General features: G+C 36.2%; 23 protein-coding genes and 1 tRNA gene. 19 read left to right on the top strand and 5 right to left on the bottom strand.

Translation table 11 applies throughout. The features are described from left to right. Positions 1–16 precede the first annotated feature (16 nt). Entirely contained in the window at positions 17–1552 is a 1536-nt protein-coding gene (locus P0092_RS12085; protein WP_004617959.1) for an oxaloacetate decarboxylase subunit alpha, read from the top strand. 51 nt (positions 1553–1603) lie between these two features. Here P0092_RS12085 and P0092_RS12080 read toward each other — a convergent pair whose 3' ends face one another. Beyond that, positions 1604–2248 carry a hypothetical protein gene (locus tag P0092_RS12080; RefSeq protein WP_004617961.1) on the bottom strand — a complete coding sequence of 215 codons (645 nt, stop codon included), beginning with the start codon at positions 2246–2248 and terminating at the stop codon, positions 1604–1606. A 180-nt stretch (positions 2249–2428) separates the two neighbouring features. Here P0092_RS12080 and P0092_RS12075 point away from each other — a divergent pair, with 180 nt between their 5' ends. The 8 genes from P0092_RS12075 (at position 2429) to P0092_RS12040 (ending at position 9866) form a co-directional block, all read left to right on the top strand. After that, entirely contained in the window at positions 2429–3322 is an 894-nt protein-coding gene (locus tag P0092_RS12075; RefSeq protein WP_004617963.1) for a MurR/RpiR family transcriptional regulator, read from the top strand. A gap of 32 nt (positions 3323–3354) precedes the next feature. Continuing rightward, positions 3355–4581 carry a BaiN/RdsA family NAD(P)/FAD-dependent oxidoreductase gene (locus tag P0092_RS12070; RefSeq protein WP_004617965.1) on the top strand — a complete coding sequence of 409 codons (1227 nt, stop codon included), beginning with the start codon at positions 3355–3357 and terminating at the stop codon, positions 4579–4581. An 89-nt stretch (positions 4582–4670) separates the two neighbouring features. Beyond that, positions 4671–5156, top strand: a complete 486-nt coding sequence (locus tag P0092_RS12065; RefSeq protein ID WP_004617967.1) for a hypothetical protein — start codon at positions 4671–4673, stop codon at positions 5154–5156. Positions 5157–5360: 204 nt separating this feature from the next. Then, the gene (locus P0092_RS12060) at positions 5361–5780 is read left to right on the top strand and encodes a HutP family protein (protein ID WP_004617969.1); all 420 of its coding nucleotides are present in this window, start codon (positions 5361–5363) and stop codon (positions 5778–5780) included. Between the two features lie 31 nt (positions 5781–5811). Continuing rightward, positions 5812–6180 carry a chorismate mutase gene (aroH, locus tag P0092_RS12055; RefSeq protein WP_004617971.1) on the top strand — a complete coding sequence of 123 codons (369 nt, stop codon included), beginning with the start codon at positions 5812–5814 and terminating at the stop codon, positions 6178–6180. A gap of 39 nt (positions 6181–6219) precedes the next feature. Beyond that, entirely contained in the window at positions 6220–6891 is a 672-nt protein-coding gene (gene cmk / locus P0092_RS12050) for a (d)CMP kinase (protein WP_004617973.1), read from the top strand. A 17-nt stretch (positions 6892–6908) separates the two neighbouring features. Continuing rightward, the gene (locus P0092_RS12045) at positions 6909–8927 is read left to right on the top strand and encodes a bifunctional 4-hydroxy-3-methylbut-2-enyl diphosphate reductase/30S ribosomal protein S1 (protein ID WP_004617975.1); all 2019 of its coding nucleotides are present in this window, start codon (positions 6909–6911) and stop codon (positions 8925–8927) included. Positions 8928–9074: 147 nt separating this feature from the next. Beyond that, on the top strand, positions 9075–9866 hold the full coding sequence (locus P0092_RS12040; RefSeq protein ID WP_004617976.1) for a CheR family methyltransferase: 792 nt from the start codon (positions 9075–9077) through the stop codon (positions 9864–9866). Between the two features lie 49 nt (positions 9867–9915). Here the strand turns inward: P0092_RS12040 and P0092_RS12035 are convergent. Next, positions 9916–10002: transfer RNA gene (locus P0092_RS12035), tRNA-Leu, on the bottom strand. Between the two features lie 96 nt (positions 10003–10098). Here P0092_RS12035 and murD point away from each other — a divergent pair. After that, positions 10099–11496, top strand: coding sequence for a UDP-N-acetylmuramoyl-L-alanine--D-glutamate ligase (murD, locus tag P0092_RS12030; RefSeq protein WP_004617979.1), 1398 nt, complete (start codon positions 10099–10101; stop codon positions 11494–11496). 47 nt (positions 11497–11543) lie between these two features. Here murD and P0092_RS12025 read toward each other — a convergent pair whose 3' ends face one another. Continuing rightward, entirely contained in the window at positions 11544–12284 is a 741-nt protein-coding gene (locus P0092_RS12025) for a TIGR03915 family putative DNA repair protein (RefSeq protein WP_004617980.1), read from the bottom strand. Further along, the gene (locus P0092_RS12020; RefSeq protein ID WP_004617982.1) at positions 12268–13653 is read right to left on the bottom strand and encodes a putative DNA modification/repair radical SAM protein; all 1386 of its coding nucleotides are present in this window, start codon (positions 13651–13653) and stop codon (positions 12268–12270) included. The genes P0092_RS12025 and P0092_RS12020 overlap by 17 nt, the downstream gene beginning before the upstream one ends. A 216-nt stretch (positions 13654–13869) precedes the next feature. On the opposite strand from P0092_RS12020, the gene P0092_RS12015 reads away from it, so the two are divergent. The 6 genes from P0092_RS12015 (at position 13870) to P0092_RS11990 (ending at position 19977) form a co-directional block, all read left to right on the top strand. Continuing rightward, the gene (locus P0092_RS12015; RefSeq protein WP_004617984.1) at positions 13870–14139 is read left to right on the top strand and encodes an ACT domain-containing protein; all 270 of its coding nucleotides are present in this window, start codon (positions 13870–13872) and stop codon (positions 14137–14139) included. An 11-nt stretch (positions 14140–14150) separates the two neighbouring features. Further along, a complete protein-coding gene (locus P0092_RS12010; RefSeq protein WP_004617986.1) occupies positions 14151–15509 on the top strand; it encodes a PFL family protein in 1359 nt (452 codons plus the stop codon). 87 nt (positions 15510–15596) lie between these two features. Continuing rightward, entirely contained in the window at positions 15597–16400 is an 804-nt protein-coding gene (locus P0092_RS12005) for a carbon-nitrogen hydrolase family protein (protein ID WP_004617988.1), read from the top strand. Between the two features lie 23 nt (positions 16401–16423). After that, positions 16424–16816, top strand: coding sequence for a DUF2752 domain-containing protein (locus P0092_RS12000; protein WP_004617989.1), 393 nt, complete (start codon positions 16424–16426; stop codon positions 16814–16816). 89 nt (positions 16817–16905) lie between these two features. Continuing rightward, positions 16906–18030, top strand: a complete 1125-nt coding sequence (locus P0092_RS11995) for a S1C family serine protease (RefSeq protein ID WP_004617991.1) — start codon at positions 16906–16908, stop codon at positions 18028–18030. A 42-nt stretch (positions 18031–18072) separates the two neighbouring features. After that, a complete protein-coding gene (locus P0092_RS11990; protein ID WP_004617993.1) occupies positions 18073–19977 on the top strand; it encodes a stalk domain-containing protein in 1905 nt (634 codons plus the stop codon). Between the two features lie 69 nt (positions 19978–20046). On the opposite strand, the gene P0092_RS11985 is transcribed toward P0092_RS11990, so the two are convergent. Continuing rightward, entirely contained in the window at positions 20047–21183 is a 1137-nt protein-coding gene (locus P0092_RS11985) for an LCP family protein (RefSeq protein ID WP_004617996.1), read from the bottom strand. 159 nt (positions 21184–21342) lie between these two features. Between P0092_RS11985 and P0092_RS11980 the strand changes: the two genes are divergently transcribed. The 3 genes from P0092_RS11980 to P0092_RS11970 all read left to right on the top strand — a co-directional run bounded on the left by P0092_RS11980 (position 21343) and on the right by P0092_RS11970 (position 22997). Continuing rightward, the gene (locus P0092_RS11980; RefSeq protein WP_004617998.1) at positions 21343–21825 is read left to right on the top strand and encodes a DUF2318 domain-containing protein; all 483 of its coding nucleotides are present in this window, start codon (positions 21343–21345) and stop codon (positions 21823–21825) included. Positions 21826–21958: 133 nt separating this feature from the next. Beyond that, positions 21959–22192, top strand: coding sequence for a copper chaperone CopZ (copZ, locus tag P0092_RS11975; RefSeq protein WP_004618000.1), 234 nt, complete (start codon positions 21959–21961; stop codon positions 22190–22192). 103 nt (positions 22193–22295) lie between these two features. Continuing rightward, the gene (locus P0092_RS11970; protein WP_004618002.1) at positions 22296–22997 is read left to right on the top strand and encodes a response regulator transcription factor; all 702 of its coding nucleotides are present in this window, start codon (positions 22296–22298) and stop codon (positions 22995–22997) included. Positions 22998–23025 lie beyond the last annotated feature (28 nt).

The following is a 23025-nucleotide window of genomic DNA, read 5'->3' as shown; positions in this document are numbered from 1 at the left end:
TAAAGGAGATGAAAAAATGGCAGGCGTAAGAATTACGGAAACAGTATTAAGAGATGCTCACCAGTCTCTTATAGCAACCAGAATGAAGACCGAAGATATGCTTCCCATTGTTGAGAAGCTTGACAATATTGGTTACCATTCGTTGGAAGCTTGGGGTGGAGCTACTTTTGATTCATGTATGAGATTTTTAAATGAAGATCCATGGATGAGACTGAGAAAGATAAAAGATGTTGCAAAAAAGACACCTCTGCAAATGCTGCTTAGAGGTCAGAACCTTTTAGGATATAAGCATTATGCAGATGATACAGTTGAATACTTTGTCCAAAAAGCAATTGCAAACGGTATAGACATAATGAGGATATTTGACGCACTAAACGATGCCAGAAATCTTGAAACAGCAATTAATGCATGTAAAAAAGAAGGCGGCCATGCTCAGGGCTGTATCTGCTACACAATAAGCCCTGTTCACAATCTTGAGGTATTTGTAAAAGATGCAATACAGTTGGAGAGCATGGGAGCAGACTCTATTTGTATAAAGGACATGGCCGGACTTTTAGTGCCATATCAGGCCTACGAACTGGTTAAGGCTCTGAAAGAAAGCGTAAAGATACCAATACAGCTGCATGCTCACTATACAAGCGGTGTAGCATCAATGGCGTACTTAAAGGCAATAGAAGCTGGTGTTGATGCTGTTGATTGCGCAATTTCACCTATGTCAATGGGAACATCACAACCGCCTACAGAGCCGTTGGCAGCAACTTTAATGGGAACTGAGTTCGACACGGGTCTTGATTTGGAAAAACTCAGTGAAATTGCAGACTATTTCAGACCGCTTAAAGAAAAATATATAGAAAGCGGACTATTGGATGTAAAGGTAATGGGTTTTGACGTTAATACACTTATTTATCAGGTGCCCGGAGGAATGCTTTCAAACCTTGTTTCACAATTGAAACAGTCAAATGCTTTGGATAAATTTGAAGAGGTTCTCAAGGAAGTTCCGAGAGTAAGGGCTGATTTCGGATATCCTCCACTTGTTACACCATCGAGTCAGATAGTTGGTACTCAGGCGGTCCTTAATGTATTGACTGGTGAAAGATACAAGATGGTACCAAGAGAATCAAAAGGTTTTGTAAAGGGTGAGTACGGTAGAACACCTGCACCTGTTAGTGATGAGATAAAATCTAAAATTCTGGGTAGTGAAGAACCGATTGCCTGCAGACCTGCGGAGCTTATTGAGCCTGAGCTTGAAAAGATTCAGGAAGCTGTAAAGGACTATATTGAGCAGGATGAGGATATACTTTCGTACGCAATGCTTCCTCAGGTAGCTGAGAAGTTTTTTAAACAGCGAATTGAAGACAGAAATAAGGCTGCTGCACCTGCTGCACCAGCAGGAATAAATCCGGAAGTTGTAGCTGCAATATCGGCCGTAGTAAATGAAATGGGTGAAAGAGACGGCAGAGAATACAGAGTAGGCAATATCTATAAGATTAACCAAAATCAGAACAGATGGAGCCTGTACGGCATGCTTGACAGATTCAGAACAAAGATATAAACATAAATGCCTCCACGGTAATATAAAACTGTGGGGGTTTTTTACTGAAAATTAATTTTCACACCCCTTGTGAAGGAAAATGAAATTTTGCTTGTTACTAAAAAACTCAAGTACTGCAACGTCTGAGCCTTTTTTTATATGTTTTCCGCATTTTAGACATACAAAATTTGACTGCTGGATTTGGGCATAACTCAATGTAGGAGAAATATCTTTAATTTTTTGCCAGCTTTTCCAGCCGACTTTACACAGGTTTATTCTATTTTCATAATCAGACAGTACCCATCTGAGAAGTTTATGAAAGTGAAAGGGGAATCTGGTGAATTTTATATAATCATTTGGTAGCCCAAGATTAACTGCATATAGCTCAAAGTTCTTTTCAACAACTTCCTGTATTCGTCCCGTAATCTGTGTTACGTACCAACAAAAGCCTTCTTCTGTCAGCCAGCACTTCAGTCTCTCAAACATATATCCTCTGCAAATCTCAATAGAATCAGACTTTGATACACCAAGGGCTGTAAAGGCTTTCTTGGCTATTTCAACGACGTCATCCAGATACAGTTTTTTTTTAAAGTTATCTGTATTGTAAAGCTCTACGGGAATAATATCAAAATAGTATTCATTTGTTTCAGGTCTGTAAAAACCGATACAAGTACCGCCAATAAAACTTCCGCTTCCAGCATCATCAATTTGTATCATTGTCTGTATTTAACCTCCTGCTGATTATGTATATCAATTATTATTAGTAGGTTTTCAAATAATATTAGTTAAATTATTTCCGGATTCAATGTATTTGAAAAAATGCAATTGCTTGATTTTTTTCCTGCAAAAAGGTAATATATAAGTTATATTGCTTTAGAAGTGCATTTGGAGGAGATTATGAATAACAGCCTTAAAAATAATGATTTATTGAGTTTAATACAACAGAAATATAATGATTTCAGCAAGGGTCAGAAGCTTATAGCCAACTATATATCAAACCATTATGACAAGGCAGCATTTGTTACTGCAGCCAAGCTTGGAGAAATAGTAGGCGTCAGTGAATCAACTGTAGTCAGATTTGCTATAGAACTGGGGTTTGATGGGTATCCTAAGCTTCAGAAGGTTCTTCAGGAGCTTATAAAAAGCAAGCTTACTTCAGTACAGAGAATAGAGGTATCATCCAACAGACTCAATGAAGACAATATACTAAAAAGTGTATTGCAATCTGATATGGATAAAATAAAATTAACACTTGAACAAATGGACATAAACAATTTTAATGAAATAGTTGAAACCATATTAGGAGCAAAAAGAATATTCATTCTTGGGGTAAGAAGTTCTGCTCCTCTTGCAAGTTTTCTTGGTTTCTACTTCAATTTAATATTTGACAATATTAGACTTGTTCATACAACAAGTGTCAGCGAAATGTTTGAACAAATCATAAAGGCACAGCCCGGTGACGTTGTTATTGGTATCAGTTATCCACGTTACTCTAAAAGAACTATAAAAGCCTTACAGTTTGCAAAAGACCAGGGAGTTAATACAATTGCCATAACTGACAGTGCGGAGTCCCCGGTAGCACAGGCTGCCAACCAGTATTTACTTGCCAGAAGCGATATGGCTTCCTTTGTAGATTCACTTGTTGCCCCATTAAGCCTTATAAATGCATTAATAGTAGCAGTAGGTATGAGAAGGAAAAATGATGTCTACAATACCTTTGAAAAGCTCGAAAAGATATGGGATGAATATGAGGTATACGAAAAAGACGATTATCATGATGAAAAACTGTAATTTATACTGTAATTAATTCTGAAAGGACACATATGGGTAAAGTAATAGTAATTGGAGGCGGCCCGGCTGGGATAATGGCGGCAGGTATTGCAGCCGGAAGAGGTCGGGATGTTATTTTATTGGAGAAAAACAGCAAACTTGGGAAAAAACTCTTAATATCAGGTAAAGGCAGATGTAATATTACTAATGATACTGATGTTGAAGGCTTGATAGAAAATACGCCGGGGAATGGAAACTTTCTTTACTCGGCTTTTTATACGTTTTCAAATCAGGATTTGATTTATTTTTTCAATCAAAAGGGACTTCGTACCAAAGTAGAAAGAGGCGGAAGGGTTTTTCCCGAATCAGATTCTTCCAGAGATGTATTGAACACTCTTATGGATTTCCTGAAATCAAACGGTGTTAAAATAAATACGGAAGCAACGGTTACTGAAATCCTTGCACAGGACAATAAAGTTACAGGAGTACGCCTTTCGGACGGAAGTATTATTGAGGCTGAGTCGGTTATACTTGCCGTAGGCGGAATGTCTTATCCGGGAACAGGGTCAACCGGGGACGGATATGATATGGTGAGAAAACTTGGACACACCGTAACTCCTTTAAAACCATCTCTAGTACCGCTTATTACGCAGGAAGAATGGATTAAGGATTTACAGGGGCTTTCTCTTAAAAATGTATCTGTTTCATTTAGAAACAGAAATGGCAAGGAGATATATAATGATTTCGGTGAAATGATTTTCACTCATTTTGGAGTTTCTGGTCCGGTAATTTTAAGTGCAAGCAGACACTTGCTCTCTTATGATTTTAAGAATATTGAGATGTCTCTGGATTTAAAACCCGCATTGACTTTGGAAAAACTGGATGAGAGAGTTCAGAGGGATTTTGATAAATATTCAAGAAAGCAATATAAAAACTCACTTGACGATTTATTGCCTCAGAAGTTTATTCCCGTAATTATAGAGTTATCCGAAATCAATCCTGAGAAGCCGGTACATCAAATCACAAAGGAAGAAAGAAAAAGACTTGTCACACTTTTGAAAAGCCTTAAAATTACTGTCATCGGTGCAAGACCCATAAAGGAAGCCATAGTTACGGCAGGTGGAGTAAAAACAAGTGAAATAAATCCTTCAACTATGGAGTCAAAAAAGATAGGTGGTTTATTCATGGCAGGTGAGGTAATTGACGTTGACGCATACACTGGCGGCTTTAATCTTACAATTGCATTTTCAACAGGCTATCTGGCAGGATTGAATTGTTAATAGTTAAATCATGAATCTTGGGAAATTATGTGTATTTGGCCGAAAGTTTGTACATATTAACAGTAAATAAACAAATTGAGGCTTGGTATATGAAAATTAATTTTAAAAGGAATAATGACAAAGTTTCTCAAACAGATAAAACAGCATCCCTAGAAAAAATACTGTTTCGGACTTGTACTATATTTTTTATAGTACTGATATCTGTTCAGATTGTCCTGTCAGTGCCTTCAGTCCGTGCTCACCTGAACATTATGGATAAGTCTGTTGGCTTACCTCTTGGAAGTGACGAATACCTATATGGAAGAGGTAAGGTAACTTTGGCACTGATTGATGAAGAGCCTGATCCGCAAGCCAAGATACTGGTGAATGGTGAACAGATTGCAGTCTTTGACAAGCTAGAAAAACCTATTAATGTAAATGATGGAGATGTCATAGAGATTGACGGTAGTGAAAGTCAGATTAACCACATGATTAAAGTACAAAATGCATCATCAAACATAGACGTTAAGTGTATAAATGCAATTGCAAGTATTCAGCGTAATATTAAGAAGCTGGTTAAAATCCAGTTTAATTAATTTGTTTGTATATCTGACAAAATTAACTTAATTATTGTTTTATAATAAAAAAACCTATATAATTTAACTATATAGGTTTTTATTGACTTAAAACTCCTAAAAAGGTAATAAATGTTACAAACATCGTGCTTTTGAGATGAATATGAATAAAAATAAAAATTATTTAGATTATTAGTAGTCGCACTATGGCTAACGGAGGATAATATGGCTAATGAAGATTTTGGCAGCAAAGATATAGCAAGTGCAGCAATAAGAATTGCACTAACCAATGACAGGGCAACTGAAAAGAAACTTCAGCAAGAATTTCTGCAAACAGGAATAAACACTGCTGCTGTTGATTATGGAGGGGAGTTTATTTCATCAGTTATGAAGATTGTGGAAAGAGCAGTCGTATCTTCAAAACGTGAAGGAGTAATTAGTGAGAGTCATGCTGAGCAGGGTGCTGTAGCAGGTGCAACAAGAGAGGCAATATCGCAGATAATGCCAAAGGCAATAGGTTTGAATGTCGGAGGAAAAATTGGAATAGCCAGATATAAGGATCATGTTAGCGTTGCAGTATTTTTTGGAATAGGTCTCTTGAATTTAAACGAAGTTTCAATAGGACTAGGACATAGAGTTGTATAATAACAAAATACCGAATTATAAGGAGAAATTAATGGCTGTTAGAGCGGTAAGAGGTGCAATAACTGTATCGGAAAATACAAAAGAGTTAATTTGGGAAGGAACAAAAGAACTTCTTGTGGAAATTATAGAAAGAAATTCTTTAGAATATACAGATATAATAAGTGTAATATTTACGGTTACACAGGACTTGAATGCTGCTTTTCCGGCAGTAGCTGCAAGACAAATTGGTTGGAATGATATTCCTTTAATGTGCACAAGTGAAATAAATGTTCCCGGCAGTCTGAAAAAATGCATACGAGTTATGATTCACATAAACACTGAAAAGACTAATACCGACATTAATCATGTATATCTTAAAGGGGCACAGGTGTTAAGACCTGACTTAGCTAAGCAGCAGTAAACGTAAAATAAATACAATACACGAAACGGAATGATAAGAATGCCAAAGAGCATAGCAATAGATGGTCCGGCAGGTGCCGGAAAAAGTACAATAGCCAAAAAGGTTTCAGCTGAGCTTGGCTTTATATATCTAGATACGGGAGCAATGTATAGAGCAGTTGCTTTGAAGGCAATAGAAAGTGGCGTTGATACCAAATCAAGAGAAGGTATAATAAGGATAATTGATAATATAAATATAGCTATCACACATGATAACAATTCCCAGAAGATTTTCTTGGATGGTTCTGATGTTTCAGAGGATATAAGAACGGGGGAAGTATCTGCAGGGGCTGCAAATGTAGCAGCTATTAAAGAAGTAAGACTTAAAATGGTGGAACTTCAAAGAAAGATTGCAGGAGAAAAGGATGTAGTTATGGATGGCAGGGATATAGGTTCATATGTACTGCCTAATGCAAATCTTAAAATTTTTCTGACTGCAGATATTAATGAGAGAGCTAAACGGAGATACGAAGAACTGGCTTTAAAAGGGCAGCAGGTTAACTTAGATGAAGTCAAAGAGGATATGCAAAATAGGGACAATAGTGATATGTCAAGGGCTTTTGCCCCCCTTAAAAAAGTACCTGATGCTGTTGAGATAGATTCTACTTCCATGACAATAGAAGATGTAGCAGAGAAAATACTCTACTTCTATAAAAATTATGCAAACATATAAACAGTGAGGTTGATTTAATGGAACTGGTTATCGCAAATACCGCCGGCTTTTGCTTTGGAGTAAATAATGCGGTTAAAATAGTAACTGATTTGGCGACAAAATCAGAAAAAAAGATATATACACTTGGACCTATAATTCATAATGATCAGGTAGTGCAAAAACTTAAAAATTACGGAGTTATCACAATAAATGATCCGGAAGAGTCGGAAGCGCCTGCAAAGGTGGTCATACGAGCTCATGGTGTAGGACCTCAGGTAATTGAAAGTTTGAAAACCCGTGGACTTGAGGTAGTAGACGCTTCTTGTCCCTATGTGGAGAAAATACACGACTTGGTAAATAATAAGTATAGGGAAGGTTACCAGATAATTATAGCAGGCGACAAGACCCATCCTGAGATAATAGGAATAAACGGATGGTGTGATAATAGTGCCTTGATTATTGAAGACGAGAATAATGTTGATAATCTGCCCGATATCAAAAAAAATATATGTATAGTTGCACAAACTACATTTATTCGTGAGAAATGGGAAAAAATTATACTTAGATTAAATAAAAGGTTTGAAAATGTTTTAAAATTTGATACAATATGTAATGCGACAGACAAAAGACAAACTGAAGCTGAAAAAATTTCAAAAATAGTTGACATGGTGTTGGTTATTGGCGGAAACAACAGTTCCAATACCAATAAGCTTTATCAAATTTGCAAAACAAATTGTGATAACACATTTAAAGTACAAACAGCCGATGATATTCCACCGGTTGATATAAAAAAAATTAAAAAAATTGGTATTACTGCAGGGGCGTCAACACCTGACTGGGTAATCAAGGAGGTTATTCATAAAATGAGTGAATTAAATAGACAGGATTTGGAAATGAGCTTTGCTGATGCTTTTGAAAGCTCACTCGTAACTTTGACTACGGGTCAGATTACAAAAGGCAAAATTATTGGATACAACCATAATGAAGTATTTATTGACATGGGGTATAAATCAGACGGAATCATTCCAATGCAGGAGTTTTCTGATGATCCGGACTTTAATCCTGAAAAATCACTTAAAGTTGGGGACGAGATTGACGTTTTCGTAGTAAGGGTTAACGATGGCGAAGGTAACGTTCTTCTGAGCAAGAAGAGAGTTGATGCTGTTAAAGGTTGGGATGTAATTGAGAGTGCATATGAAAGCAAGCAGCCTGTAAAGGTCAAAGTTACAGAAAAGGTTAACGGCGGCGTAATTGGTAATGCAAGTGGTGTTAGAGTATTTATTCCTGCTTCACAAATCAGCGACAGATTCATTAAGGATCTTTCTGAATTTGTAAAACAGGTTTTACAGGTTGAAATTATAGAATTAAACAAGCAAAAAAGAAAAGTTGTTGGTTCAGCAAGAATTTTAATTGAAAAGAATAAGGAAGCTGCATCCAGCGTAATATGGAATAGTATTGAAATAGGAAAGACCTACAAAGGTCAGGTAAAGAGTCTTATGGACTTCGGTGCTTTCGTAGATATCGGAGGAGTAGACGGACTTGTACACCTTAGTGAACTTTCATGGAGCAAGATAAAGCATCCTTCTGAGGTTGTTAAAGTTGGAGACGAGATAATTGTTTCCGTACTGGATTTCGACAAGGAAAAGAAGCGTATTTCACTTGGCTACAAGAAGCAAGCAGACAATCCATGGGCTAAGGCTGCAGAAAAATATCAGGTAGGTAATGTAGCAACAGGTAAAGTTGTAAGACTTGTACCATTTGGCGCATTTGTTGAACTCGAAGAAGGAATTGACGGATTGGTTCATATCTCCCAAATTTCATCAGTTCGCTTGGGCAAGCCTGGAGATGCTTTGACAGTTGGCCAACAGGTTGAAGCAAAGATAATTGAATTTGATGCTGAAACAAAGAAAATCAGTCTTAGCATAAAGGAAGTTAATCCAATCGACCCTGCAGGCGTAAAAAAGGAAGAAGAACTTTCAGCTGCTGAGGGAGAAGAACTTCCAAAGGAACATGTTGAAGATATGACTAATACCATTGGTGAGAGCGTTAAAGGATAATTTTTGATTATACTTTTCATTTTAAATAATAAAAATAAAGGATGTACATTGGTACATCCTTTATTTAAGTGTAAAAACATCATCGTACCTCATTCTGAATATAATACTGTATAAAAATTGTAATATTAAACCAATGAGGAGGTTCATATGGATTACGAAGGCTTTAAAGAAGAAATTTTCAAAATGACGAAGATAAATCTTACTCTCTATAAAGAAAAGCAAATGAAAAGAAGAATAGATGCTCTTATAAGAAAGAATAATTATAATACATACAAGGATTACGTTCAGGCATTAAAAGACAATAAGGAATTGTTCAAGGAATTCATAAACTACCTTACGATAAATGTGTCTGAGTTTTACAGAAATCCGGACCAATGGTCTGTATTGGAGAAAGAGATTTTTCCACTTTTGCTGAACAAAAAAAAGAAGCTTACAATTTGGAGTGCTGCATGTTCTACAGGGGACGAACCATATACCCTTGTTATGGTACTCAATAAACTTATGCCTCTTAGCTCTATAAAGATACTTGCAACAGATATTGACCTGGGAGCTATAGAAAAGGCAAAAACTGGTATATATAATGCCAAAAGTGTCGAGAATTTACCACAGGAGTTTAAAAGCAAGTATTTTACAATATTGGGTGAAAGTTATAAAATTAAGGATGAAGTAAAGAATTGTGTTGAGTTCAAGCAACATAATCTCTTAAGAGAACCTTATCCTACCAATATTGATTTAATAGTTTGCAGGAATGTGTTAATTTACTTTACAGAGGAAGCAAAGACCGAAATATACAAAAAGTTCAACATGGCATTAAATCATCAAGGAATACTTTTTGTGGGGAGTACGGAACAGCTTATAATGGCAAATAAGTACAATTTTAAATCACTGAAGACATTTTTCTATATAAAGGACTCAGATAATTTTAATTATCCGGTTTAATTAATTAGAGAAATAAAAAAAGAGTTTGAAATTAATATTCAAACTCTTTTGGTGCGGATAACAGGAGTTGAACCTGCATGAAATTGCTTTCACATGGACCTGAACCATGCGCGTCTGCCAATTCCGCCATATCCGCACGACTTAACTGCATTAGTATTTTACTATATGTTTTTTGATTTTTCAATAGGCAATATTTATTTTATGTGGATTACGGAGAATAACGGAGGTAATTATGAATAATAAGCTGGAACAGTTCAAGAAGGACGTTAAAAATAAAAAAGTTGCGGTTATGGGAATAGGTATAAGTAATATTCCATTGATTAAATATCTCGTTAGTTTTGGAGTAGATATAACTGCATTTGATAAATCATCTGAAGAAAAACTCGCAGATGCTTTCACTCAATTAGAGGGATTGCCTGTTAAATATAGTATTGGCTCTGATTATCTTTCCAAGTTGAATGGTTTTGATTTGATATTCCGTACGCCCGGAATGAGACCTGATCTGCCGGAGCTTGTTCAAGCAGTGAATAATGGTGCCGAGCTTACATCAGAAATGGAAGTGTTTTTAAAATTGTGTCCGGCACAGGTTTTTGCAGTAACCGGAAGTGACGGAAAAACAACTACTACAACCTTGATCTATAAAATACTTTCAGAGGAAGGCTACAATTGCTGGCTTGGAGGAAATATAGGTATACCGCTGCTAAGTAAAATAGATGAGGTTGCCGAAACGGACAAGGTAGTTTTGGAACTAAGCAGCTTCCAATTAATGACCATAAGAGACTGTCCGTCAGTTGCAGTTGTAACAAACCTTTCTCCAAATCATCTTGATGTTCATAAATCATTGCAAGAGTATATTGATGCAAAAAAGAACATTTTTATTTATCAGAAGGAAAATGAGAAGCTTGTTCTGAATTATGATAATGAAATTACAAAGAGTTTCAATTATGAGGCTCGTGGTGAACATGTTTATTTCTCAAGATTAAGTAATCTGGAAGAAGGTGTTGTATATCAAGATGGTGTGATAATGGTCAAAAAAGGAAATGAAAGTACTGTAATTGTAGAGGGTGATAAAATAAAGATACCCGGGGTTCATAACATAGAAAATTACATGGCTGCAACTGCAGCAACTATAGACTATGTTAAACCGGAGACCATCGCAAAGATTGCAACTACGTTTAATGGTGTTGAACACAGAATTGAATTGGTAAGGGAGCTAAATGGGATAAAATTCTACAATAGTTCCATTGACAGCAGCCCTTCAAGAACAATAGCGGCACTAAAAACCTTTAAGAATAAAGTAATCCTTATTGCCGGAGGAAAGGATAAGGGGATACCCTATGATTCAATAGGTGAAATTATTGCTGAGAAGGTAAAGTGCCTGCTGCTGATAGGCGCAACTGCTTCAAGAATTGAGGAAGCATACAAGAACTATTTACAACAAAGAGACATAGATAATGAGATAGAAATCATTCATTGTGACAGCTATGAAGAGGTTGTAAAAGAAGCCTATGGACAGGCAAAGTCCGGTGACTGTATAATTTTGTCGCCTGCAAGCACAAGCTTTGATATGTTTAAAAACTTTGAACACCGTGGAAATGTGTTTAAAGAATTGGTTAACAAGCTTAAATAGTTTTATTTCAAAGGGGCTGCTTTAAACAGCCTCTTTTAGTACAGACATTAATCAGACTTCTTCTCTGTAAGGTTCTTCCAATATCGCTTAGGCATGAAATTCTTTTGAAGTTTTGGATTTATTCTATTTTTAATTGCTATATGCTTATAATAATTTTTCCATAGAGCCTGAAATCTGAGCTCATCTGCATGGAGCTCGGGGATATTGGACAAATCCATATAGGATAGAAGCATTTTTTTTGTATTATATAAAGAAGCAATTTTGCGTGTCGTATCGTGTATTATCCAGTTCTGGTCTGCAAAACGGTTTTTAAAGTGGGGAGATATAAAAGAAATTATATTATGGTCCGGTTGGATTTTTGCATAATAAATACCGCCATCCAAAAGCTCAAAACGAAGCAATCCAAGCATTCTATGACACTCCATTCCTACTTTTCTGGCAGGAATCAATACATCCAAGACGGTTTTGTCTCCCAGCATACTGTCTATGCGTGAACCGATTTTAAAACCCAGACGGATATATTTTAAAATCCACATTTCACGCCCTTCAATTTCCGAAAAGAAACATTTTTGAAGATTTTCAAGACTTTCTGCAGATATCTTATGAAGTATTGCTTCTTCTACTGATTTAGCCTTTATAATATCGGAAGTTATAAATCTGTATTCGTCAATAAGATTTGGTATATAGCAAAGGCTTGATTCTATATTTGAAACATCCTGCTTATCATAATAATAATGATGAACTGCTGTTAAAAAGCAGTCCCATGTTCCATCATAAATGTATATCACTTAGCAAAAGCCTCCCGTCTTGCGGTTGATTGTAATAGCTCAGCCATTGTCGGTTATTTGAAGGAGAGTCTGTTAGAAGAAACTCTGAGATGTTTTCATCAGTTCCGCTATCATTTACAAGTGAGAATAAGGACATCTGCCCTAAAACAGACTTTTTACTTTTAGGCTGAAGGTTGGCACTTATCAAGGACTCTTTTACAATAGCTTCGTTTGAGCTGTAACTGTCATAAGTCTTCCCCTGACAGGTTAAAAAGTGGCCTGCACGTTTCAAGACTACTCCGATTTTTTTCAAGTTGTCAAAAGTCAGTCTTCCCACTCTTCTGGCGGTAATAATCCTCTGTGCCGATTTAACACCTATACCCGGTACTCTCAAAAGTAATTCATATTCTGCAGAATTTACTTCTATAGGAAACATATGCAGATTTCTCATAGCCCAGTCAGCTTTAGGGTCAAGCTCGGGATTAAAATTGGGATTGCTTTTACTTAGTAATTCATCAGCCTCAAAACCGTAGAACCTCAAAAGCCAGTCCGCCTGATACAGTCTGTGTTCGCGTAGAAGAGGAGGCTTGATAAGAGCCGGCAGCCTTGGATCTGTGACCGTTGGGACAAAAGCCGAGTAATAAACTCTCTTGAGGTTAAAATTGCCGTACAAGGCTTCTGAGAGCTTTAGAATGCTTAAATCCTTATCTGGTGTTGCTCCCACTATAAGTTGGGTGCTTTGTCCAGCCGGAACAAATGAATCACCCTTCTTAAATAATCTCTTATTTTCTTTGTTTTCAATTATTTTGTTGCTTATCTGATGCATGGGTTTGAGTAAAGCTCTTTTTGGTTTTTGAGGAGCAAGTACTTCAAGGCCTTTGTCAGACGGCAATTCTATGTTTACGCTCATCCTGTCAACGTACATTCCGGCTTCGTTTATAAGCCTTTCATCGGCCCCGGGAATTGCTTTGATGTGTATATAACCAAAAAAGCCATGTTCATTTCGGAGCTTTTTTACGATTTCAAGCATTAACTCCATGGTATGGCTGGGATTTTTTAGAACGGCAGAGCTTAAAAAAAGTCCTTCTATATAGTTTCTTCGATAAAAATTCATGGTAAGCTCAATAACTTCCTCTGCGGTAAAACTGGCACGGGGAACATCATTTGAAGACCTGTTTATACAGTATACGCAATCGTATATACATTCATTTGACAATAGAATTTTAAGCAGAGAAACACACCTTCCGTCATCTGCCCATGTATGGCATATTCCACAAGCATGACTGTCTCCTACTCCGTTTTTGTTTTTTCTTGTGCCTCCGCTGGATGAGCATGAAACGTCATATTTTGCTGCATCTGCTAATATTCCTAATTTCTCATTCAAGTCCATATATTTATTTTCCTCGTAAAAATAATTTACTCAAAAGCAAGCTGATTTATCTATTAAGAATAGTATAACATACTTTTTCCAATGAATCAAACGTATGTTCGAAATGTTTTTGATTGAAATTTGTATATTAAAGATATATAATATAAACCAATTCTGATTACATTAGAAAGTTTTAGCTTTAAACAATATATATAACCATATGCGGGAGGTATAAACGTGAGAGCAGTAATAACAGTTATCGGTAAAGATAAAGTTGGAATAATTGCAGCGGTAAGCAACATATTGGCAGAGAGTGATGTTAATATACTTGATATATCCCAGACAATTCTGCAGGATGTATTTACTATGATAATGCTTGTAGATATATCCAAATGTAACATACCATTTCATAATCTTTCTGAAAAATTGGAAGCCAAAGGTGTTGAACTGTGCCTGAAAATACAGATTCAGCACGAAGATATTTTTAACTCAATGCATAGAATATGAGGTGAACTATAATGCTAGGTCCATTTGAAGTACTAGAAACAATTGACATGATTCAAAAAGAAAATCTTGATATAAGAACTATTACCATGGGTATTTCATTGAGGGATTGTTGTCATCCCAATATAGATATTTCATGCAGTAAGATTTACGATAAGATAACCAGATATGCTGAAAAGCTTGTTGTTACGGGAGAAAATATCGAAAAGGAATTCGGTATCCCCATAATTAATAAAAGAATATCAGTAACTCCTATTGCTCTTGTGGCTGAGAGTTGTGAAAGCGACGAATACGTTAAGTTTGCTGAAGCTATGGACAAGGCAGCACAAACAGTGGGTGTAAATTTTATAGGCGGATTTTCATCACTGGTTCATAAAGGCTATACAGTAGGTGATAAGAGACTTATACAATCCATTCCTGAAGCATTAAGCCGTACAAAGCTTGTATGTTCATCTGTAAATGTTGCATCCACAAAAGCAGGTATAAATATGGATGCTGTGGCTGAAATGGGCAGGGTTATAAAGAAATGTGCTGAATTAACCGCAGATAACGGAGCTCTGGCATGTGCAAAACTGGTTGTTTTTGCCAACGCAGTAGAGGATAATCCGTTTATGGCAGGTGCTTTTCATGGCATCGGAGAACCGGAATGTGTTATTAATGTAGGTGTAAGCGGACCCGGTGTTGTAAAATGTGCTTTGGAAAAAGTTAAGGGAGCTGACTTTGGAACTGTTTCTGAGACTATTAAGAAGACTGCTTTCAAGATAACAAGAATGGGTCAGCTGGTAGCTCAGGAGGCATCCAGAAGGTTAAATGTTCCTTTTGGTATTGTTGATTTATCTTTGGCACCCACGCCTGCAATCGGTGACAGTGTTGCCTATATTCTTGAAGAAATGGGTCTTGAGAAGTGCGGAACTCACGGAACCACAGCGGCTCTTGCTCTTTTAAATGATGCAGTTAAAAAGGGAGGAGTTATGGCTTCTTCCTACGTTGGAGGTCTTAGCGGTGCATTCATTCCTGTAAGTGAAGATGCCGGAATGATTGATGCAGCACTTTGCGGAGCATTAACTTTAGAAAAGCTTGAAGCAATGACCTGCGTATGTTCAGTAGGACTTGACATGATTGTTGTTCCCGGTGATACCAGTGCTGAAACTATTTCGGCAATTATTGCTGATGAATCTGCAATTGGTGTAGTTAATACTAAAACTACTGCTGTCAGAATAATTCCTGCTCCCGGCAAGAAGGTCGGAGATACAGTTGAATTTGGAGGATTACTTGGTTCAGGTCCTGTTATGAAAGTAAATCCTTTCAGCAGTAATGAATTTATTAAAAGAGGCGGAAGAATTCCGGCTCCAATGCACAGCCTGAAAAACTAAGTTTATAGAACAGAACTTTATAAAGGGTGGCAAATTACCGTAAAACAGGTAATTTACCACCCTTAAAATATATGTAGGGGGTATCACATGAATACAAAGATTAGACTTGGTTTATGTCAAATGACTGTTTCGGATAAGAAAAAGGATAACTTGGAAAAAGCACTGTCCATGCTTGAAGAATGCAGTAAGCAAGGAGCAGATATTGCAATACTTCCTGAAATGTTTATTTGTCCTTATGACACAAAACTTTTCCCTCTATACGCTGAAAATGTAGAAAACAGTAAAACCTTATCAGTCATTTCAAAGTCGGCAAAGTATAATAATATGTATATTGTAGCAGGGACTATACCTGAGAGTAATAATGGATTTATATACAATTCTTCGGTAATGTTTGACAGACAGGGCAATACAATAGCAAAACATAGAAAAGTACATCTTTTTGATATAAATGTTAAGGATGGTATTTCATTCAGGGAATCCGATGTTTTGACCGCAGGTAGGTCGGTTACTGTTGCAGAAACGGAATTTGGGTGTATAGGGCTTGCAATTTGCTTTGATATGCGTTTCGCCGGGCTTTATTCTGAAATGACGGAAAAAGGGGCAAAAATCATTATTACACCGGCTTCGTTTAATATGACAACGGGCCCCGCACATTGGGAACTGCTTGTAAGAGCCAGAGCCCTTGATAATCAGGTATTTCATGTAGCGGTTTCTTCTGCCAGAGAAACAAGTGCCAACTATGTCTCTTACGGTAACTCAATGGTATGTGACCCGTGGGGAAGTGTTATTTCAAGGGCGGAGGAAAAAGAGGATATACTGATAGCGGATATTGACCTTAATATGGTAAACAGTGTGCGCAATCAAATTCCTGTAAACAAGATTATAGACTAGAATAAGTGAAAGGTGAACAGATTTTGAAAAACAATCTAAAATGGAAAAGGGCTGCAGTTTGCATTTTTCCTTTTGCGTTAGCTATTACAGCTTATTTCCTGAGAAATCAGCTTATATTCTGGGGGACACTTTTCCCTTCCTGCCCAAGTTATACTTATCTTGACATATATTGTCCGGGATGTGGAAATACAAGAAGTGTTCAGCATTTGTTAAAAGGCGATATTATAGGCTCTGTAAGATTTAACCCCATACCCTTGCTGGGTATTATTCTTGGGATACTGGCATATATTGAGTTGATAACCTATGTGTTTGGCAGGCATAAAAAGATATTTCCCAGAAGCCGTGTCTATTGGTGGACAATGGGTGCTATTTCTTTACTATATTTTGTGGTAAGAAATTTTATAAGACCATTTTAAATATAAGTTTAACATAAAAAAATTTTTACTTGAATCAGATTGCTAAATAGTGTTAGAATTACAATATTAATCCCAACAGAGGTCACAATATGAAAAAAAGGTATTTAGTTCTTCTGGTTGCAACTGTGTTATTATTAAGTTTCAGTTTTATTGTTTCAGGTGCAACTCAGTTCAAGCTGTCTATAAACGGTATTTCTACTGATATAGGAACAGCAACGGTAAATAATAAGATCTATGTAGACGCTGAGGCACTCGCAAATCAACTAGGTTTTAATGCAAGTAAAACAAGCAAGTCAATCAATATCTCTACTAAAAATGATGATATCATTCCAAACATTATCAAGTCAATAAGTCCATCAGTTGTTGGTATTATTGGTAATATTGATTCTGGAGATTCCACTGCCGGTGGAGTTGCGTTGGGAACAGGCATAATAATCAAATCAGGCGGAGATATACTTACCAATGCTCATGTAGTGGAAGCTATGAGCAGAATTGTGGTTGTTCTAACGGATGGTACGGGATACCAAGCCAGAATCAAGTACATAGATAAGCCAAGCGACCTTGCTGTAATAAAGATTGACAAGATTGGACTTACGGCAGCCACTCTGGGCAAAATGCAGGATATAGTAATCGGAAAGACTGCTATAGCCATTGGAACACCTATGTCATTCCAAAACAGGAATTCTGCTTCTGTTGGTGTAATCAGCGGGCTTAACAGAAGTGCTGACGGATTTTATCAGTACAAGCTTATTCAGACTGATGCAGCCATAAACCCAGGTAATAGTGGCGGGCCACTTCTTACTACAAAGGGAGAAGTTATTGGTATTAACTCAATGACAACGGTTAACGCGCAAGGATTAAGCTATGCCATACCAATAGATACTGTCCAATATGTTTTAAACCACTTCTATAAATATGGAAAAGTAAAAAGAGTAACCATGGGGGCTGAGTTTGAGGAAGATTATGTGGCTCTTTACGGATTACCCAGTAGAAATGGATTAAAAATAACAAGCATTGATAAAGGGTCTTGTGCAGAAAAGTATGGATTAAAAAAAGATGATTTTATTTACAGTATAAACGGCGTATATGTAAATACACTTGTGGACCTTAATGAGGCATATAAATCTGTACTCCCGGGTAATAAAGTCAAAGTAGGTGTAAGAAGAAACGGTAAAGTACAGAGCGTCAATGTGGTTGTGGATGAATTAAAATAGCAGTTAAAAATGCCCGGTAGAGGCACTTGGAGGATTTAAAGAATGAAAAAGTTATTTGTACTGTTAAGTGTAATTTTTTGTTTAGTTTTAAGTTCGGTGAGTATATTTGCAGCAGATGAGCTTCTTGATAATAATACGTCAACCGTAATAACAGTTTCCTTTAAAGCAGGTACAGCAAGCTATACTGTTAACGGTAAGGAAGTAAAAGCGGAAGCCAGTGCTGTTGTGAAAGGAAAAACTTTTGTTCCCGTAAAGGTTATAGCAGATGCGCTGGGTGCTTCATTTACGCCTGATTTAAAGAAAAAAACTGCTGTTATCAAATATAATGATGTGGAAATCAAAATTACCGATAAAAAGCAAGAGGCTATAATAGCAGGTAAGAAAACAAACATGGATGCCACTCCTTACATAAAAAATTCATCATTCATGGCAACTATTACTTTTTTAGCTGATGTTTTTGGGGCTGACATTACTAACAGTGGCGGAAAAGTTACTTTTACAAAAGAGATTGCTAACCCAAACAGCATAAAGGACTTTGGAACATTAATAAAGAATTCAAATAAGTCAAAAGTGGGGGACAGCTACTATAACTGGTCTATGAAGCTTCCTCGTGAGCTTATTATGGGTTCAAGAACCTTTAACGGAGCCTATAGTTTTTTCATATCACAGGATTCAACCTACAGTATGAGTATTGCAATCAGTGACAAGGATAAGGATGCAACTATGGAGGATGAACAGCAAAATCTTCGTGAAGAAGCAGAGGATTCAACACTTATTGACTGTGGAATTAACGAGTTAAATGGAGTTGAATATGCAGAAATAGTCTATAAGGACAGTGATTTCACTTTTGTAAAGAGAGTATATATGACCAATACAAAGAGATTTTCACTGTTGTTGCTTTTAGATAGCGACAAATCCTATCTTGATAACAAATATCAGGATTTACTTGATTCATTTCAGTTTAAGTTCAGCAAGGATGGAAGCACAGAGGACTTGTCAGATGTATCAGCCACAGGGTATAGAAAGTATCAGGACACTCAGCTAAAATGGTCAGCAAAGATTCTTCCAGACTGGAGTGAGTACAAAGATAAAAATGTACATAATGAAGTTCAGTTTTTTGGCCCTAAGGGAGAAAAGTTTTCAGTGAAAATCTATTCCCTTGAAAAGGGGGAGAACCTGGACTCAATTACTGCTTCAGAATTAAAGAACTATGAGCGGTATTATAATGCTGAAATGTTTAAGCTTGAGAAGCAGGAGAGTGCTGTTATCGGAGGAGTAAAAAGTAACAAGTTGTATTGCAAATATACCAAGTCAGATAAGCTTAAATACGGCTGTGATATTTTCTTTGCGGATAAAAATTATAAATATGTCTTATCGTATGAAATTCCTGAGGAAACATATAATGATTCCAAAAAGAGAATGATGGTTGAAGGTATGGCTAATTCATTTAGATTTGAGCAGTTGGATTTAAAAGCAACCGGCAAGCTGATGGACCCTTCAAAGGTAACTAGTTCAACAAAGACACGTACTATAGAAGAAGATTTATATTCTTTTAAACTGCCTTCCGGCTGGAAAAAAAGTCAAGAGAATAATTCTGATTATATAAGTTATTACAATAACGATGGGGACTTAGTTTTTACTATTTCAACAGCTGAAATGACTACTTCATCAACGGAAGCATTTGCAGGACTTGACCAGTACTTTAACAAATTACTTAATAAGAATTTAAAGTTAGAAAGTAAAGTTGCTATAAATGAAAAAGACACCTTTGGTTACAAATATATATTTAATATAATTAATAACGATACTCAATACCGTCAGGAAGTATATGTATTGTCTAAAGGAAACCAAATAATGCAATTTACCTTTACTGCAAATAAATTCTACTATGGAACTATGAATAGAGAGCTGGTAAACTCCATCTGGAACAGTGTCACCCTGAAATAAAAAAGTGATATTTAAATAGGCGCAAAAAAAGGATAATGGCCGACTTTAGGCTATTATCCTTTTAATCTTTTAAGGTTTATCTTTCCCGTCGCTTCTTGACTCAGTTTCAGTGTTCGAAGGATTTGGCGGGAGAACGGAATGAAAATCATATTTCTTATTTGGATCAGGCGAAAACTTACCGGTTTTTGATATAAAATACTTATCAATTATCTCCTGAGTATTATACTCCTCTTTTGTTTTAACGTTTTCAACCTTTTGGTTGTATATGAAATAGTAAATATCATTTATATATCTGTCTAAACCACATAACTTGAAAGTGTTCATTTCCTGTTTGTTGGCTCTGGTAAGCCCGGTGGCAAGATTTAGTGTATCTGAAAGTGAAATGTTCGTAATTACATTGCTAAAGGCATAATTTACTACAGGAATCAGCTTAGGCATATTTAGTAGAGTAACTTTTTGCTTAATAAGTTCATTAACAAATTTTATCTGCATTTCTGTTCTTTTCATGTCAGAGCCGTCGTAGTACTTCCGAACATCGGCGGGTGCTTTAGTTATATTATAAGGTGTTTTCCTGAATCTCAGCAATTGCTCTGCCTTGTCACCGTCAAGGAGCTGATAACCTTTTTTCAGATTAATATTCAGGCCTTGAGAAGGGTCCGGATATCTTAAATCAGCAGGCACATCAAAATACACTCCACCGAGCATGTCTACAATTTGCTTGATTGTGTCAATCTCAAGGTAAACATAATAATCAATTGGAATATTGGTAAGGTTACTTATATACTGTGTTGTATCCTCAATAGATTTAGTTTTTCGTTGGGTTTTAGGTAAATCGAGATGTTTGCTAAAATTTGTGGAATATACGTTATTAATTTTTATTGTTGATTTACCGGTAGGCTTTGTGTCTCTGGGTACTGTCAGCAGACTGATTTGATTTGTCACCGGTTCGTAATTTCCTATTATGATGGTGTCTGTATGCAAACCTGACGCTTCTTTTATCAGAACAAGAAAATTTATAGGATCACCGCTATTTTGATATGTTTCCGTTACATCTATAGTTTTTTTTGTTTCCCCGGAAGGCAAGACTGTATTTTTTTGTTGAGGGGGAGGCGATGTTCGAATATTTACCATTAAGACAGAACCTATTATAAACAAAGTAATTCCGCTAAAAAGACATATTAAAAAGGATAATTTTGCAGATTTCATTTGACACACTCCTACATTTTTTAATTGGATAAATATAAATATATATTAGCATAGCAAATTTTGTAAACAATTATTTCAAATTTGTAACCTTCATAAAATCTCCACATCTTACTGATAGTATTTAGCTGTGGTTTTAATTTTAATACAAGGAGGTACAAATTGAAAAATTCATACAAGTTGAACTTTATCATATTTGGAGTAATAATAGTAGTATTAGCAGGAATTTTAACATTAAAACTTGTGGGAAATGCTTCCCAAAACACTGTGACTGTGGCAGATATTGTAATACCTAAAAGTCAGATTACAGATAAAGTTACATTTTATCCTATAAAAGCAGGAAAGACCAATATGGAAGTTCTTGCAGTTAAAGCAAGTGATGGTACAATAAGAACTGCTTTTAATACTTGTCAGGTGTGTAAAGGCTCCCCAAGAGCATACTACAAGCAGGAAGGCGACGTTATTGTCTGCCAGAATTGCGGAAACAGGTTTTCTATGGATATGATAGAGCAGCAAAGAGGTGGCTGCAATCCAATTCCTATATATAAGGAAAACAAAAAAGAAGATGCAGAAAATATTACTATACCAAAAGATTTTATACAAAATAATAAGAGCTTGTTTACAGATAATTGGAAAACAGAGTAGAATTAAGTAATAAATCAACTTTTGCAGCTTGAATGATTTCAACCATTGGTATATACTTGCAAAAGTTGAATACATAATGAATGTAAACTAAAAAATAATATTATTGTAGAAATATAAAAAGGAGGTATTTTTTATGGCTAAGGAAATAACAGATATTGTTGTTGAGGGAATGAGCTGTAATCACTGTGTAAACAGTATTAAAAATGCTGTCGGTTCATTAAACGGAGTAGAAAAGGTTGATGTTGACCTCGCTACTAAAAAGGTAACAGTTGAGTTTGACCCTGAGATTGTTAAAGGAAAACAGATAAAAGACGCAATTGAAGATCAGGGATATGATGTTACCATGGAACATAATAATTTTGTATAAGTTTTATCAACAAGCTCCGAAGGAAAATAAACCTCGTTTCACTGATTATATGAGTGGAACGGGGTATATTTATATATATAAGCTATGGAAGGAGGATTTTTAATTGAATGATACTGCGAAAAAAATACTGGTTGTTGATGACGAAGTAAAAATATCAGAGGTTATAAAATCTTATCTCGAACATGACGGATACAAGGTAGTTACAGCATTAAACGGTAAAGAAGCTATGGAAAGCTACAAGGAGTTCAATCCCCATTTGATAATACTTGACTTAATGCTGCCTGACATATCAGGTGAAGAAATATGTAAAAGGATTAGAAAAAATTCTTCCGTTCCAATAATAATGTTAACAGCTAAAGTCTCTGATGACGAAGTAATTACAGGCTTGGATATTGGTGCCGATGACTATGTTTTAAAACCATTTAGCCCAAGGCAGCTTCTGGCAAGGGTTGCAGCAGTGCTCAGGCGGGTTGTCAAAGAACCTGTTGCAGATACCGGCAAAATTATTTTTGACAATGGAGATCTTGTAATAGATACCTTTGTACATGAAATAAGAAAAGCAGGCAATACAATAAATGTTACTCCTAATGAATACAGAATATTGGTTACCATGGCAGGCTTCCCTAAGAAAACCTTTACTAGAGATGAACTTATAAATATGGCCCTTGGTGATGATTTTGAGGGTTTTGACAGAACTGTTGATACTCACATAAAAAACCTCAGGCAAAAAATAGAGGATGACCCCAAAACTCCAAGGTATCTGGTGACTGTTCATGGAATTGGATACAGATTTGCGGGAGAATAGTTATTATTATGAATAAACTGAGGTACAG

The organism is Ruminiclostridium papyrosolvens DSM 2782 (assembly GCF_029318685.1).
Classification (GTDB): Bacteria; Bacillota; Clostridia; order Acetivibrionales; family DSM-1351; genus Ruminiclostridium; species Ruminiclostridium papyrosolvens.
This window is presented reverse-complemented; position numbering and strand designations above follow the sequence as displayed.

Bases quoted from the DNA above. Each gene is read 5' to 3' on its own strand.
- P0092_RS12065 (WP_004617967.1), top strand. From the start codon at position 4,671: ATGAAAATTAATTTTAAAAGGAATAATGACAAAGTTTCTCAAACAGAT.
- P0092_RS12040 (WP_004617976.1), top strand. From the start codon at position 9,075: ATGGATTACGAAGGCTTTAAAGAAGAAATTTTCAAAATGACGAAGATA.
- P0092_RS11990 (WP_004617993.1), top strand. From the start codon at position 18,073: ATGAAAAAGTTATTTGTACTGTTAAGTGTAATTTTTTGTTTAGTTTTA.
- P0092_RS12045 (WP_004617975.1), top strand. From the start codon at position 6,909: ATGGAACTGGTTATCGCAAATACCGCCGGCTTTTGCTTTGGAGTAAAT.
- P0092_RS12070 (WP_004617965.1), top strand. From the start codon at position 3,355: ATGGGTAAAGTAATAGTAATTGGAGGCGGCCCGGCTGGGATAATGGCG.
- P0092_RS12075 (WP_004617963.1), top strand. From the start codon at position 2,429: ATGAATAACAGCCTTAAAAATAATGATTTATTGAGTTTAATACAACAG.
- murD (WP_004617979.1), top strand. From the start codon at position 10,099: ATGAATAATAAGCTGGAACAGTTCAAGAAGGACGTTAAAAATAAAAAA.
- P0092_RS12085 (WP_004617959.1), top strand. From the start codon at position 17: ATGGCAGGCGTAAGAATTACGGAAACAGTATTAAGAGATGCTCACCAG.
- P0092_RS12010 (WP_004617986.1), top strand. From the start codon at position 14,151: ATGCTAGGTCCATTTGAAGTACTAGAAACAATTGACATGATTCAAAAA.
- cmk (WP_004617973.1), top strand. From the start codon at position 6,220: ATGCCAAAGAGCATAGCAATAGATGGTCCGGCAGGTGCCGGAAAAAGT.
- aroH (WP_004617971.1), top strand. From the start codon at position 5,812: ATGGCTGTTAGAGCGGTAAGAGGTGCAATAACTGTATCGGAAAATACA.
- P0092_RS11995 (WP_004617991.1), top strand. From the start codon at position 16,906: ATGAAAAAAAGGTATTTAGTTCTTCTGGTTGCAACTGTGTTATTATTA.
- P0092_RS11985 (WP_004617996.1), bottom strand. From the start codon at position 21,183: ATGAAATCTGCAAAATTATCCTTTTTAATATGTCTTTTTAGCGGAATT.
- copZ (WP_004618000.1), top strand. From the start codon at position 21,959: ATGGCTAAGGAAATAACAGATATTGTTGTTGAGGGAATGAGCTGTAAT.
- P0092_RS12020 (WP_004617982.1), bottom strand. From the start codon at position 13,653: ATGGACTTGAATGAGAAATTAGGAATATTAGCAGATGCAGCAAAATAT.
- P0092_RS12080 (WP_004617961.1), bottom strand. From the start codon at position 2,248: ATGATACAAATTGATGATGCTGGAAGCGGAAGTTTTATTGGCGGTACT.
- P0092_RS12060 (WP_004617969.1), top strand. From the start codon at position 5,361: ATGGCTAATGAAGATTTTGGCAGCAAAGATATAGCAAGTGCAGCAATA.
- P0092_RS12005 (WP_004617988.1), top strand. From the start codon at position 15,597: ATGAATACAAAGATTAGACTTGGTTTATGTCAAATGACTGTTTCGGAT.